Genomic DNA, 13,404 nt, shown 5'->3' with positions numbered 1-13,404 from the left:
CGGTGCGTAACGGTCGTCGAACGGACGGTGATCATGGTGATGCCCCTGGTGATCAAGCGTTTTGCCTGGCCGGACGGACCTCAAGCCATCGTCGCTCGTCACTTTTTGATCTTTAAGCTCGGCATAAAACGCTATTAAGGCGACACAGCGTGATTAACCCGGGAGTTTGCCGTGGAGGGCGAACAGCGATCGGGTTTCAGGCGTGGCGTCTTGTCCTTTTTTCCCTTATTGGACGACGGTTCAGGCAAAGGTCCAGCACATACGGTGTCAATAGCACCTTCAGCCACGTCGGGAATGCGGCACGACGGTACCGGCTATGCGGCTTCCTCGGTACCTTACGGCCGGGGTTCGACCGCGCACCGGCAGTCGCGGGGGCGGACGCCACCCCATTTCACCTTCGATAAGTGGATTTGAGCAGCACGTAAGGGGGTTGGGATGGTTCTGGCGGATTCGGCCACGGTCGAGACCGCGGTGATGGCGGCGTTTCCGGGAGTCCAGCGGCGCAGGCTCAGGTCGACCGGGCGCAACCTGCTCGTCGCCTTCCTCGGCGACGTGCTGGCGGTGACGATCGCCATCACGACCGTCGTACTGTTCATGGCTGCCGACCTGATGGGTGGAGCGTTCGTCGCGCCGGGGGAGGGCGTGCCGCCCGCGTACTCCGTCACCGGCTTCGGGCTGTTCTGGCTGCTGCTGCTCGCGGGCAGCAGGATGTACGACCGCTGGTTCCTGGAGAACCGCACCGGCATGATCTACCGGACCATCCGTGCCGCCGTCGTCGCCGTCGCCATCCTCGCGCCGGTGTGCGTGCTGTTCGACATGCTGTACCTGCTCAGGCCGGTGATCCTGGCCGTGCCGGTGGCCACGGCGCTGACCATCGTCGGGCGCTACGCGACGCTGCAGATCCTGCGCACCGTGCAGCGTGAATACGTCCGCCAGCGCACCCTTCTCATCGGCACCGCCGACTCGGTCGTCGGGCTGCTGACCGCGCTGCGCCGCGACCGGTCCTACGGGCTGCGGGTGGCCGGCGCCTGCATCACCGACCTCGACGAGGCACGCAAGATCACCACGCACTCCATCCCGGTCTACGGCGACCTGAAGGACGTTGCCGGCACGGCCCTCGGCGCCGACTGCACCGCGGTGCTCGTGGCGCTGCCGCTGGAGATGGACCCGGACCGGATGCGCCGCCTGGCCTGGGAGCTGTCCGACAACGACATCGAGCTGCTCGTCGCGCCGGCGCTGCCCGAGGTCGCGCCCGAGCGGGTCGCGGTGCTGCCCAGCGGCGGCGGACCGCTGCTGCACGTGCGCGCCCCGGTCCTCACCGGCCCCCAGCGCGCGGTGAAGAACGTGCTCGACCGTCTCCTGGCCGCGATCCTGCTGGTCCTGGCCGGGCCGTTCATGCTCATCGTCGCGATGCTCATCCGCGTGAGCACGCCAGGCCCCGCGCTGTTTCGCCAGCCCCGCGCCGGCATCAACGGCAAGGAGTTCACCTGCTTCAAGTTCCGCACCATGGTCAAGGACGCGGACAAGAAGCGGGACGAGATCGAGCACCTCAACCAGCACACCGAGGGCCTGCTGTTCAAGATGAAGCGGGACCCGCGCGTGACGAAGGTGGGCGCGATCCTGCGGCGTACCTCGCTCGACGAGCTGCCGCAGCTGCTCAACGTCATCAACGGCACGATGTCGATGGTGGGCCCGCGGCCGCCGCTGATGTCCGAGGTGGCCGGCTACGACGAGGATGTGCGGCGCCGTCTGCTGGTCAAGCCCGGCATGACCGGCCTGTGGCAGGTCAGCGGCCGCTCCGAGCTGTCCTGGCAGGAGTCGGTGCGGCTCGACCTCAACTACGTCGACAACTGGTCCCCGCTGCTCGACCTGCGCATCCTCGCCCGCACCGTCAACGCCGTGGTCCGCGGCACGGGCGCCTACTGAGCGACGCCGGGCACCCCGTGAGACGAGCGACGCCCCGGCGAAGATCGCCGGGGCGTCGCCATGAGCAGGGTTTCAGCGCAGCTTGTCCACGATCGGCGCGACCGCGGCCGCGTTCGCGCCCAGGTGGATCTCGGTGATGCCGGTCGCCTCGCGCAGCTCCAGCAGTGCCTCGGCGCAGCGCCCGGCGTCGCCGTCGAGGACCAGCGGGGACTGGTCGTAGACCCCCTGCGGCAGCCAGCCGAGCAGCCCCGACGTCCAGTGGTGCTCCGCGCCGCCGTCGCGCACCCGCACGTCGAGCATGTTGACCTGCAGTCGCAGCTCGTCAGGGTCTCGTCCGGCCGCGATCGCCGCGTTGCGGATGATGTCCACCTTGGCGATCAGGCCCTCGACGCTGAGCTCGTGCCGGATCCGCTCGATCGAGAGGTCCCGGCTGAGCCGGGGGTTGATGTTCACGATGTCGGCGCTGCGGGCCGCGAGCTCCAGCATGCGCCGGCCGCCGCCGCCGACCAGGATCGGCGGGTGTGGCCGCTGGACGGTCTGCGGCGCGCCGACCAGGTCCCTGATCTGGAAGTGCTCGCCGGTGAACTCGACCCGTTCCCCGCCGAACAGGGCCTTCAGGACCGCGATCGACTCGGTGAGCCGGGCGATGCGCACCGGCGCCGGATCGAACGGCACGCCGGAGACCTCGTAGTCGATGACCCGGTAGCCCGCCCCCAGGCCAAGGGTCACTCGCCCGTCCGAGAGCAGGTCCAGGTTGCTGATGGATCGGTGCAGGTGCACCGGGTGGTAGAAATCGTTGCACAGCACACCGGTGGCCACCCGCAGGTCCGTGGTGGCCGCCGCTGCGCTCGCCATCGTCAGCATCGGATCCATCGTCCAGCCGTCGCCGAGGTGATCGGCGACGGTCACGGTGTGGAACCCGAGATCCTCGATCTGGCGAACCCGGTCCCGCCACGCTTCGAGCGGCCGGCGCAGCACCGGCATCGTGACGATGAAATGAAATGGGCGTGTTTGTGCGGTCACTTGACCCCCCAAAAATGGTCGTGGCCGACGGACGTCCGCTGCAGAACCTAACTGGTACCCTCTTCAACGAGGCGTCATAAATCTGTCATATTTATCGGTATGCGGATCGTGATTGCGTAGAGTACGCGCGTCCCGAGTCGGATACCAGTCGGAGTGCTGTATGCGTGGTCTGGCGGCAAATGCCGTGGTCATGGCGGTCCGGCCCATCGGGCGGGCGCCTAAATGCCAGATTCCGCGTTTTCCGTGAGTTTTGGCGGGAAGACTGGCGGTAGTCGCCCGGAGGGTTTAGCGGGTGAGGCGATCGGGCGCGCCGCCGACCATGGCCCGTGCGTGGCTCACAACGGCCGGAGTCAGCCCAGCGCGGGGAGTTCCGGGCAAGTTCAAAGGTCTGTTCGGTAGGGGATAGGGCCGCGGTGTGCCGCGGGCCAGCTGACGGAGGCGGTCTGACGTGCTAACGCAATCATCCATCCAGGCGGAGCCGCTGGATCTACGTGCCGGCGACCTCGTCGAAGTGCGGAGTCCGGAGGAGATTCTGGCCACACTCGACGATAGCGGCGAACTCGAGGCTCTGCCATTCATGCCGGAAATGCTGCAGTACTGCGGAAGGCGTTTCCGGGTGTACAAATCGGCACACAAGACGTGCGATACCATGACGCGCTCGGGCATCCGGAAAATGGAGAACGCGGTTCACCTTTCCGGCGTGCGCTGCGACGGCGAGGGGCACGGCGGCTGCCAGGCCGGATGCATGATCTTCTGGAAGCACGCGTGGCTGCGCAAGGTCACCGACGCCGAGCCGGCCGCCCCGGCACCCGAGGCCCCGGCCGGCGCCCGGCTCCTGCCGCTGATCACCGCCAACACCCAGGGCACCGCCTTCGAGGACGGCGCCGAGCGCTACCGGTGCCAGACCACCGAGCTGCTGCGCGCCGCCCCGGCTGTGCTGCCGCTGAAGCAACTCGGCCAGTTCAGCAAGGACGTGCGCACCGGGAACTTCGGCGTGGGCTGGACCGTCCGCGCCGTCGGCGTGGGCCTCTACAACCGCTTCCAGCGGGCCAGCAACAAGAAGCTGCCAAAGTGGGCCCGCATCCGCGGCGGCAAGGAGTGGGGCTACCTGCGCGGCAAGGCCGCCGGCAAGACGCCCGACCTGCGCACCGGCCTGCAGCCCGGCGACCTGGTGCGGATCAAGTCGCGCGAGGAGATCGAACCGACGCTGAACGGCGACCTGCTCAACCGCGGCATGGGGTTCGACGCCGAGATGGCCCGATTCCTCGGGCGCACGGCGCGCGTGGTGCGCCGGGTCGATCACATCATCGACGAGCACACCGGCCGGATGATCTACATGAAGAATCCGTGCCTCGTGCTCGAGGGCATCATCTGCGAGGGGGCGTTCAACGCGAACTGCCCGCGGGCCATCACGCCGTACTGGCGCGAGATCTGGCTGGAGAAGGTCGAGGAAGGTGCGGGCGGCGACCAGCGGAAGGTCCCGGCCCAGACCGCGGTCGGCTGACCCGGCTTGGCAACCCGGCATGACGATCGAGGCCGCCGCGCCTGGGGCGCGGCGGCCTCGCGGTTTCATCGGATGTGCGTGCGACCTGCCTGAGATGTGACGCGGCCCGCCCGGCGCGGCGGGCGCCACGGTGTCACGACTCGGCGGGGGCGGTCGTCCGGACGCGTCCCAGGAGGCTGCGGCCCATGTGGAGAAACTCGGTCAGCAGGGCCCGGTGGGCGAGCCGCAGCACCGCGAGCCCGACCACGAGGGCCGCGACCGCGCCGAGCACGAGCACGAGCACGTCCTTGCCGGGGATCGCGACGGCGACGAGGAGATAGGCCGCGGCCATCCAGAGCGCCACGTGGAGCCCGGGCAGCAGCATGGTGACCTGGCTCCACACGCTCGTGTTGACCAGCCGCCCCCGGACGATCCACTCGACCGGCACGAGCAGGCCGGTGGCCACGCAGTAGCCGATCGCGACGCCGATCGCGCCGAACGGCAACCCGGCCACGATGCCCGCGGTGGAGACCACGGTCGTCACCCAGGCCAGCCGGAGGTTGAGCGTCGCCTTCCCAAGTCCCAGGATCAGGGCCGCATGGGACGGCGTGTAGACGGCCTGGAGCGCCCCGGCCATCGCCAGGACCTGAACGATCGGGACGGCGGGCGTCCACTCACCGCCGAACACGAGCAGCACGACCTGGGGTGCCGCCGCGGCCACCAATGCCATGGCGGGCAGGACCAGCGTGGCGATCGAGCGGGTGGCCCGGGCGTTCTCGGCGCGCAGGGCCGTGATGTTGTCCGCGAGCCGGGAGAACAGCGGGAACAGCACCGTTCCGATCATCGTGCTGGCCAGCTGGACCGGTAGCAGGAGCAACCGGTACGCCAGGCCGTAGAACGCGAGCTGCTCCGGGCCCTGGAACCGGCCGACCAGGACGTTGTCGATGTTCCGGGACACCGAGTTGATCAGCAGGCCGGCGGCGAACGCCCGCCAGGAGAATCCGGCGATCTCGCGCAGCCGGTACATGTGCAGGTTCGGCCACCTTCCGGCCCCGACGATCAGCATCACCAGGGCCAGTACCAGATCCGTCGAGAGGATCTGCACGACGAGCGCCCAGTAGCTCGCCCCGAACACCGCCGCCAGGACGCCGAGCGCGCCCCCTACCGCAGCACTCGAGACGTCCGCGATTCCGATCTTGCGGAACTCCATGGTCCGCAGGAGCAACGCCCGTGGCGTGATCGCCACCGACCGGACGAACAGGGTGGGCGCGAGCACGGCCAGCACGAGCCCCAGTTCCGGCGTCTCCATGAAGGCCGCCCAGGCCGGCGCGATCGCCACGGTGATGGCGGTGAGCAGTGCCCCGATGCCGAGGTTGACCGTGACCACGGCCCCGGGCATGTCGCGCTCGATCACCGGGCGCTGGATGAGGGCGCTGGAGAAGCCCTGGTCCAGCAGCAGCCCGACGACGCCGATGTAGACGACCGCCTGCGCGACGACGCCGAACGGCTCCGGGCCGATCATGCGGGCCACGGCGATGGTGAACAGGACCTGGCACACCTGCCGGCCGGCCACCGAGATCCCGCTCCAGCGCATGCCGGACGACAGCCCCTTGCCGGCGGGACGGGCTTCGGGAGCTTCGTCGACGGCCGTCTTTTCCTCGAGTGCCACTGGGCTCCCTAGCGTTGGTGATACGGCCAACCCCTTATGGCCGCTTCAGCCGGACGCGACCGCCGGTCACAACAGCCGCCGTGCGGAGCGGGCTGCTCCAGGCAAGTGGCGAGGCTCGGGGCGATCATCGTGGGGCTTCGGTTTGCTGAATGATGGACGAACCCGTCCGGCGACCGGCCGCGCGTGCGAAAGCAAACTGATCACCGTAGCCGACGCTCGCGAAGACTAACAAAGGTTCGAACGGCGTGTACAGCATGGCGAAGCGGGCAATGGTGCGAAATGTCAGGTTGTCTCGCATGATTTGTGCAACCGGCCGGATGCGCCCCGGCCGGCACGCGGCCCGGATTGCCATTGCTCACACAAGGAAGTTCGGTAAGTTCAGACGGTGACGACGCGTCGAGGGGTCGACGCAGTCATGATCACGATAACGCGCGGTGTGGATGGCGCGGGACGCGGCCGGCGAACCATTTTCCAAGTCGCAGAATGATCTGGATTGGTGGGGTGAGCCTGGCTGTATTCGGTGCAAAACTCGTATTTCCGCCGGCGCCTCCACCGGGTTGCGCGCGGTCGTGTCGGCCGGTGCGCGGGCAGGCGGTCAGGCGGCGGCGCTGTGATACCGTGCAGCGCGGCCGAGCCGCGGCATCGGTGACTGTGGGCGCTTATAGTACAGGAGAGACTATTGACGACCCGGACTGATATCGTCTTTTCATTCTCGTATGAAATGTACGACGATTCCGTCAAGCGCGAATTCTGCTGGCCGTCCGATCAGACGCTGCTCGCGCTCGCCGCTGACGAGCGGGTCGGTCACCTCGTGGTCGCGGACCCGTTTCGGTCATATGTCTTGTCCGCCGCGCGGCGCCGGCCGCTGAACCTGGTCGAGGACTTCACCGTCGGTGGTCGAGCCGCTACCCGGGCCCGTCCGTATCGGCTGCGCAAGGTCGACTCGACCGACCTGGGCACGGTCGAACGGGCCTACCAGCGCTACGGCGTGCTGCTCGGCCAGGCGCTCGCCCGCGCCCGGGGCGAGCAGGAACCGCGACCGGAGTCGGCGACCCTGGTCACGTTTCACCCGTTCGCCGCCGCGTTCTGCGACGCGCCATGGATCAGCAAGATCGTGTACCTCGGCGAGGACGACTGGGCGACCGGCGAGGGCGTGCGCCAGTGGTGGGACCTGTACAAGGAGGCCTACCGCCGCATCGACGAACGGAAGGCGACGATCTTCGCGGTCTCGGCGGAGCTCGCCGGCCGGCTCTCCCCGCGGGCCATGGTCGCGGCGAACGGGGTGATCGCCGACGTGTGGCGGCCCCGCTATCCCGCACCGCCGCGCATCGATGAGCTCAAGCGACCGCGCGCCACGTACACCGGCTCGATCGGCGACCGGCTCGACAAGGACCTGGTCGAGCTCACGGCGAGCAAGGTCGGATCATTGATCTTCATGGGGCCCCACCGGGATTCCGAGACCATCGAGTGGCTGCGCTCGATCGACAACGTGCACGTGTTCGGGCCGGTCGGGCAGCGGGAACTGGCGGCGACGGTGCAGGCCTGCGATGTCGGCCTCATCCCGCACCGGGACCAGGCGGGCATTCGGGCCATGTCGCCGCTCAAGCTGTACGAGTACCTCTCCGCCGGTCTTCCCGTGGTGTCCGTCGACCTGCCGCCCATCCACGGCGTCGACGACGAGCGGGTGCAGATCTGCCGCCGTGAGGACTGGGCCGCGGGATTGTCACGGGCCCTGAGCATGGAGCGGGTGGACGAGGAGCGCCGGCAGCGGTTCATCGACGAGGTCTCGTGGCAGCAGCGGATGCGGCCGGTCGTGGACGCGGCGGTCGGCTGACGTATCTGGTCGCGGCGCCGCCTGGAGCCGCGTGACAAGGGCCGCCGCTCAGCCGGCGGCCCTTGTCCGTCGCGGCAGGAGTTACATGAACCAGCGTGTCGTCGACGTACGGATCGTGCGCGCCGGGTGCGTGAGGCGCCAGACGGTGCCGCAGAGCCCGCACATCAGCGCGAGCGTCATGACGTACGTGCTGTAGCTCAGGCTCATCGAGTCGAACGTGGCCGACACCATCAGGGCGATCAGCTGCGTCGAGATGAGCGCGGCGCACAGGTGCTTGTCCGCCTGCTCGGTCGCGCGGCGGTAGGCCAGCCCGGCGAGCGTGATGCCGGTGATGTGCAGCGCGGCGATGGTCGCGGCGCCCACGATCCCGGTGCTCAGCAGCGTGATCAGCCACTGGTTGTCCATGACCTGGTACTGCGGCGGCACCCACGTCCCGGTGCCGCGCCCGAACCACGGCCGCTGCGCGATGTAGCTGAACGCCATCGGATAGCGCTCGGTTCGCGCGTTGATCGACGAGTTGTCCGACGCGTTGTCGAACAGGCCGGTCAGTGTGCGGATCAGACCGGAGCTGACCGCGCTGAGCCCGGTGACCAGCGCGATGGTCATGACGCCGATGTTGAAGCGCGTCCGCCATTTCCACACCGGGAAGAGCGCCAGGATCACCACGCCGAGCGACAGGATGCCCGTGCGCGACAGGGTGACGCCGACGCCCGCGGCGATGAGCAGGCACATGATCGCCGAGGTGCGGCGCCGCTGCGGGGTGCCGGCGAAGAGCGCGAAGTGGATCGCGAACGGCAGCATCATCGCCAGGTATGCGGCCAGCTCGATGTAGTGCGTGGTCGTGCTCGCGACGCGAATGCCGCTGCCGCGGATCTCGAAGACGGGTGCCTCGGTCTTCACCTGCAGGCCCGGGATGCTGAGGTACAGCGTGTAGTCGACCTTGGTGACGTATTGCAGGATGCCGATGGCGGCGACGACCGCGGCACAGGCCACGACCACCTTGAGCACGCCGCGCAGCCGGATCCAGTTCGGCACGCCGTCGGCGGCGGTGAGCAGGATGCCGGAGAACACCCCGACGTACAGCATCATCCGGTCGGCGGCGTTGGACTCGATGGTCGTCAGCCCGCGCATGAACCCGATGGCGTAGGAGATCAGCGCCGACACGAGGAAGACCATCAGCGCCCAGCGCATCGGCTGGGGCCCGGTCATCGACAGTGTCGTGGTGAACCGTGCGAGCACCCACCACACGAACAGCGCCAGCCCGAACACCAGCCCGGGCCGCCCCACATCGGTCATGCCCGGCACGATGAGCCGCGACGGGATCACCGTGATGAGGAACATGGTGATGCTCAGCAGCGCCGCCGCATCGATGTGGGTGACGCGGCGGCGGGTGACGTAGGTCTTGCCGGAGACGTATGACGGCTCCAGGTCGGCGGAGATGTACTCCTCGGTAGCGATCGTCACCGGACTACCCCAACGCCCCCTGCGTGGCTAATTGTTCGTTCCGCGCTTGGCCGAGGCCGGGCGCGGCGGCATCGCGGCGAGTGGGATGACCACGGTCGACTCGGCGTCGGGGACGATGATGGTGGTCTCGTCGAGGGCCTGTCTGCGCAGGGACTCGGTGTCGCCGACCCGGGCGGTCGCCGCCGAGCGCTGGTAGTCGATGGCGTGGTCACCGGAGTTCACGATCCCACCCACGTTCGACTTGCCCGCGACGCCGGCGGAGGCGCCGGCGGTGCCGCGAGAGTGGATGGGCGACGTCGTCGCGGTGTCCTCGGCGTCCTTGCCCTGGAATTCACCCTTGCGGCGCCGGCGCAGCCACGCGTCGATGCCGATCGTGGTGCCCGCGGTCAGCAGGAGCCCGGCCGCCGCGACGGCGACCAGCGCGCGCTTGACCTTCGAGGTGGACTTCTTGACGTTGCCGCCGGCGTCGAGGCGGCTCGTGGTGATCATGATCGCCTTGTTGGAGACGCCGTTGTCCCGTTGCAGCTTGACCACGCTGTCGGTGAACTTCGTGACCAGCGCGTCGGTGGTTTCCTTGGCCTGCGCCTTGGTCGAGCCGGTGGTCTCGAACGTGACCAGCGGCGTGCTCTGGCCCATGGTGACCGTGAACGTTTCGCTGTAGCCGCGCCGCTTGAACTCGTCGAACACAGTCTGGTCCATCACCTGGACGATCGCGGCGTTGCCCAGCGTCTGCAGGCCCTGCCCGATCCACTGGTTCTGCTGTTCGGGGGTGATCGCGCCCGGTTCTGTCCGGCCCGCGTTGGGCGGCACCAGTTGCACATAGGCGGTGGCGACATAGTCCGGCTTCACCTGGCTGACGGTGACCGCCGTGATGGCCACCGACAGCACCAGCAGCGGCAGGGCGATCTGCCATCGCCGGAACAGCAGCTTCGTGATGTCCCAGAAGTCCAACGTCGTCCTCTCGATGACCGCCTGGTGCACCCCTGCGCATGCCGGCGCATCCAGTGTCCGGTGGTGCTCTCCGGAGGGCAAGGACGGGTCGGACAACTGTCACGAGGGTGCGCCGCGTGCCGACACCTTACTGGCCCGGGAGTCTCGCAGTGAACTCCAGGACAGCTGAGGAAAAGCTGAAATTACCCACGCATGTCCGGTACTAGACAATACCTTTATCCGATCTACTGATGCGTGAGTATGCGGGACGCGGTCAGGATCTCGTCGTCCCTTGGCGAGGGTGGCGCCGCACGTGATAAGGCCAGGCGTGTCGCGCGAGCAAGGGCAAAGACACTTCGGGAGGAACCGTCGGTATGCCGACCTCGGTCGTCAACATCACCGTGCACGGAATCGGCCCTACGTCCCGCCCCCTCGATCCCGGCGAAGAGAACACCTGGGTCAGTGTCGAGCAGTTCGAGCGGGCCCTCGACGCAGCGGTGGGCCGGGACGACGTGCGGATCACCTTCGACGACGGCAACGCCTCCGACCTGGAGATCGGGCTGCCGCGGCTGGTCGAACGGGGCCTGAAGGCGCACTTCTTCGTGCTGGCCGGCGAATTCGGCAAGCCGGGGCGCCTCGACGTGGACGGCGTGCGCGAACTGCGGCGGGCCGGTATGTCCGTGGGCTCGCACGGCTGGGCGCACCGCGACTGGCGCAAGCTCACCGACACCGAGGCTGAGCGGGAGATCGGCGAGGCCAACCGCGTCATCGGCGATATCACCGGGGAGCCCGTGAAGGAGGTCGCGATCCCCTTCGGCTCCTACGACCGTGTGGTGCTCACCCGGCTGCGCCGGGCCGGCATGCGGCTGGTCTACACCAGCGACGGCGGCCGGGCCCGCGCCGGGCAGTGGTTGCAGGCGCGCAACAGCCTCCGCCACGACCTCGACGACGCATGGGTGCAGCAGGTGTTCAACGGCAAGGCTTCACCGATCGTGCAGGCGCGACGGATGGTCGCGCGTCGCGTCAAACAACTACGTGGGGCATCGTGACCGATTTGCAGCAGTCGGCTTTTCAGCGGTCGGCCCGGCATCGGGTCGCCATCGTGATCGTCACCTACAACAGCGGGGATGTGCTCGGCGGTTGCCTGGCCTCGCTACTGCCGTCCGACGGTGTCGACATCACGGCCGTCGTCGTCGTCGACAACAACTCCAAGGACGACTCGGTCGCGGTCGCCCTGGCCGCCGCGGAGCGCCTGCCGGTCCGCAGCGTGCAGACCGGCCGTAACGCCGGCTATGCGGCCGCGATCAACGCCGGCCTCGCGGCGCTGGGCGAGCAGATGTACGACGCGCTGTGGGTGATGAACCCCGACGTGCGCATGCGCCCCGACACGCTCGCCACCCTGGCCGACGTGCTCAAGGAGTCCGGCCGGGGCATGAGTGTGCCGCTGATGCTCAACTCCGACGGCTCGCTACAGCCGTCCCTGCGCCGGATGCCGACCGTGGGCCGGGCGTTGGCTGAGGCCGTTATCGGCGGCGACCGCGCCGGCCGCATCGGCAAGCTCGGCGAGCTGATCACCGATCCGGACGAGTACGAAAGGCCCGGCGAGTTCGCGTGGGCGACCGGCGCGGCCCTGCTCGTCTCGGCCGAGGTGGTCCGCGAGCTCGGCCCCTGGGACGAGTCGTTCGTGCTCTACAGCGAGGAGACCGAGTACATGCTGCGCGCGCGGGACCGCGGCTGGAAGCTGTGGTTCGAGCCGCGCGCGGTGGTGGAGCACATCGGCGGCGAGTCGCACGTCAACCCGACGCTCGCGGCGCTGCTCACGGTGAACAAGGTGAAGCTGTTCCGCCGTCGCCGGGGGCGGGCCGCCGGCTCGGCGTACTACGCCGCGGTGCTGCTCGGCGAGTCGGTGCGCGCGGTCACCGGCCGGCGCATCGCACGCGCCTCGGTCGCCGCCCTCATGCACCCGTCCAACCCGCCGCGGCTGGCGGACTGAGCATGGCCCGCACGGCATTGGAACCGGTCGCGTTCGACCGGCTCACCGACGCGCACCTCGACGCGTGGCACAAGCTGCGCAACGTCAACCCGATGCTGGACAGCCCGTACTTTCACCCCGGTTTCGCCGCCGCCGTGCACGCGAGCGGCCGCCCGGTGCAGGTGTACGTCGGGCGTGACGAGACCGGCGAGATCGAGAGCCTCTTCCCCGTGCAGCGCGACGGCGCCCTGCTGCGCCCGGTCGGCTGGCCGGGCGCGGACTTCCAGGGCCCGATCCTGGCGCCGGGCGCCGCCTACCCGGTGGCGGGCCTGCTCACCGGCGGCGTGACGGCGCTGGAGTTCGACCACCTGCTGCCCGTGGCCGAGGCCTTCGAGCCGTGGACCGAGACGACCCGGCCGTCGCCGTACGTCGACACGACCGGCGGCCTCGACGGATACATCGCCCGCGCCTCGAAGTCCGGCAAGGACAACATGGGCCAGGCGCGCCGCCGCGCGGCCAAGGCCGAACGCGAGATCGGCCCGGTGCGCTTCGCCGCCGACGTCGTCGACGAAGCGGCCCTCGCCCAGGTCATCCAGCTCAAACGGGCGCAATACGCGGCCACGGGCGCACGGGACTACTTCGCCGAGCCGGACCGGGTGCGGCTGCTCACCGACCTGCTGCACACCCGCGGCACCGACTTCGCCGGCATCCTGTCCACCCTGCACGCCGGGCCGCACCTGTTGGCGGCCCATTTCGGCATCCGCTCCGGTAACGTCCTGCACTGGTGGTTCCCGGTTTACGATCCCGAGCACGCCGGGCTGGCGCCGGGCTGGATGCTCCTGCGAGAGCTGGTCATGGCCGCCCCGCAGCTCGGCTTCACCCGGATCGACCTGGGCCGCGGCGACGATGAGTACAAGCGGCGCGCCAAGACCGGCGAGACCCTCGTCGGTCAGGGCATCGTTACCCGCAGCAACGCCCGGCGCGCCGTGCGGCGGGCCCGCGAATCCCTTGTGGCGGCGGCGAAGGCGTCGCCGCTCGGCCCGCACCTGCGGCGGGTGGTGCGCAGGCTGCGCGCCGCCAAGCGGTAGTGCACCACACCCCTG

Annotated in this window: 11 protein-coding genes; 6 read left to right on the top strand and 5 right to left on the bottom strand. The window is 69.0% G+C overall.

Going from position 1 to position 13,404, the window contains the following annotated elements; genetic code table 11:
- Positions 1 to 435: 435 nt before the first annotated feature.
- The gene (locus AB0367_RS12640; protein WP_366226369.1) at positions 436 to 1,926 is read left to right on the top strand and encodes a sugar transferase; all 1,491 of its coding nucleotides are present in this window, start codon (positions 436 to 438) and stop codon (positions 1,924 to 1,926) included.
- A 72-nt stretch (positions 1,927 to 1,998) separates the two neighbouring features.
- Here the strand turns inward: AB0367_RS12640 and AB0367_RS12635 are convergent, their stop codons facing one another.
- Entirely contained in the window at positions 1,999 to 2,910 is a 912-nt protein-coding gene (locus tag AB0367_RS12635; RefSeq protein ID WP_366226368.1) for a TIGR03621 family F420-dependent LLM class oxidoreductase, read from the bottom strand.
- 712 nt (positions 2,911 to 3,622) lie between these two features.
- Between AB0367_RS12635 and AB0367_RS12630 the strand changes: the two genes are divergently transcribed.
- Positions 3,623 to 4,453, top strand: a complete 831-nt coding sequence (locus AB0367_RS12630) for a hypothetical protein (RefSeq protein ID WP_366226367.1) — start codon at positions 3,623 to 3,625, stop codon at positions 4,451 to 4,453.
- A gap of 133 nt (positions 4,454 to 4,586) precedes the next feature.
- Here AB0367_RS12630 and AB0367_RS12625 read toward each other — a convergent pair whose 3' ends face one another.
- Both AB0367_RS12625 and AB0367_RS12620 read right to left on the bottom strand, forming a co-directional pair.
- A complete protein-coding gene (locus tag AB0367_RS12625; RefSeq protein WP_366226366.1) occupies positions 4,587 to 6,101 on the bottom strand; it encodes a lipopolysaccharide biosynthesis protein in 1,515 nt (504 codons plus the stop codon).
- A 124-nt stretch (positions 6,102 to 6,225) separates the two neighbouring features.
- Positions 6,226 to 6,399, bottom strand: a complete 174-nt coding sequence (locus tag AB0367_RS12620; RefSeq protein ID WP_366226365.1) for a hypothetical protein — start codon at positions 6,397 to 6,399, stop codon at positions 6,226 to 6,228.
- 423 nt (positions 6,400 to 6,822) lie between these two features.
- On the opposite strand from AB0367_RS12620, the gene AB0367_RS12615 reads away from it, so the two are divergent.
- The gene (locus AB0367_RS12615) at positions 6,823 to 7,935 is read left to right on the top strand and encodes a glycosyltransferase (RefSeq protein ID WP_366226364.1); all 1,113 of its coding nucleotides are present in this window, start codon (positions 6,823 to 6,825) and stop codon (positions 7,933 to 7,935) included.
- A gap of 81 nt (positions 7,936 to 8,016) precedes the next feature.
- Here AB0367_RS12615 and AB0367_RS12610 read toward each other — a convergent pair whose 3' ends face one another.
- Both AB0367_RS12610 and AB0367_RS12605 read right to left on the bottom strand, forming a co-directional pair.
- The gene (locus tag AB0367_RS12610) at positions 8,017 to 9,399 is read right to left on the bottom strand and encodes an O-antigen ligase family protein (RefSeq protein ID WP_366226363.1); all 1,383 of its coding nucleotides are present in this window, start codon (positions 9,397 to 9,399) and stop codon (positions 8,017 to 8,019) included.
- A gap of 27 nt (positions 9,400 to 9,426) precedes the next feature.
- Positions 9,427 to 10,350, bottom strand: a complete 924-nt coding sequence (locus AB0367_RS12605; protein WP_366226362.1) for a hypothetical protein — start codon at positions 10,348 to 10,350, stop codon at positions 9,427 to 9,429.
- Positions 10,351 to 10,703: 353 nt separating this feature from the next.
- On the opposite strand from AB0367_RS12605, the gene AB0367_RS12600 reads away from it, so the two are divergent.
- The 3 genes from AB0367_RS12600 to AB0367_RS12590 are packed head-to-tail and all read left to right on the top strand — an operon-like array spanning position 10,704 to position 13,389.
- Positions 10,704 to 11,378, top strand: a complete 675-nt coding sequence (locus AB0367_RS12600) for a polysaccharide deacetylase family protein (protein WP_366226361.1) — start codon at positions 10,704 to 10,706, stop codon at positions 11,376 to 11,378.
- Positions 11,375 to 12,322: a glycosyltransferase family 2 protein gene (locus AB0367_RS12595; protein WP_366226360.1), complete on the top strand. Its 948-nt coding sequence runs from the start codon at positions 11,375 to 11,377 to the stop codon at positions 12,320 to 12,322. Before AB0367_RS12600 ends, AB0367_RS12595 begins: the two co-directional genes overlap by 4 nt.
- 2 nt (positions 12,323 to 12,324) lie before the next feature.
- Positions 12,325 to 13,389: a GNAT family N-acetyltransferase gene (locus tag AB0367_RS12590; RefSeq protein ID WP_366226359.1), complete on the top strand. Its 1,065-nt coding sequence runs from the start codon at positions 12,325 to 12,327 to the stop codon at positions 13,387 to 13,389.
- Positions 13,390 to 13,404 lie beyond the last annotated feature (15 nt).

The sequence above is a fragment of the Dactylosporangium sp. NPDC051484 genome, assembly GCF_040689395.1.
GTDB lineage: Bacteria > Actinomycetota > Actinomycetes > Mycobacteriales > Micromonosporaceae > Dactylosporangium.
Note: the sequence above shows the minus strand (reverse complement) of the source record. Positions and strands in the feature narration are given on the sequence as shown.

Excerpts from the sequence above, each read along its gene's own strand:
- AB0367_RS12640 (WP_366226369.1), top strand. The coding sequence starts at position 436 with ATGGTTCTGGCGGATTCGGCCACGGTCGAGACCGCGGTGATGGCGGCG.
- AB0367_RS12635 (WP_366226368.1), bottom strand. The coding sequence starts at position 2,910 with ATGCCGGTGCTGCGCCGGCCGCTCGAAGCGTGGCGGGACCGGGTTCGC.
- AB0367_RS12630 (WP_366226367.1), top strand. The coding sequence starts at position 3,623 with ATGGAGAACGCGGTTCACCTTTCCGGCGTGCGCTGCGACGGCGAGGGG.
- AB0367_RS12620 (WP_366226365.1), bottom strand. The coding sequence starts at position 6,399 with ATGCGAGACAACCTGACATTTCGCACCATTGCCCGCTTCGCCATGCTG.
- AB0367_RS12615 (WP_366226364.1), top strand. The coding sequence starts at position 6,823 with ATGTACGACGATTCCGTCAAGCGCGAATTCTGCTGGCCGTCCGATCAG.
- AB0367_RS12600 (WP_366226361.1), top strand. The coding sequence starts at position 10,704 with ATGCCGACCTCGGTCGTCAACATCACCGTGCACGGAATCGGCCCTACG.
- AB0367_RS12590 (WP_366226359.1), top strand. The coding sequence starts at position 12,325 with ATGGCCCGCACGGCATTGGAACCGGTCGCGTTCGACCGGCTCACCGAC.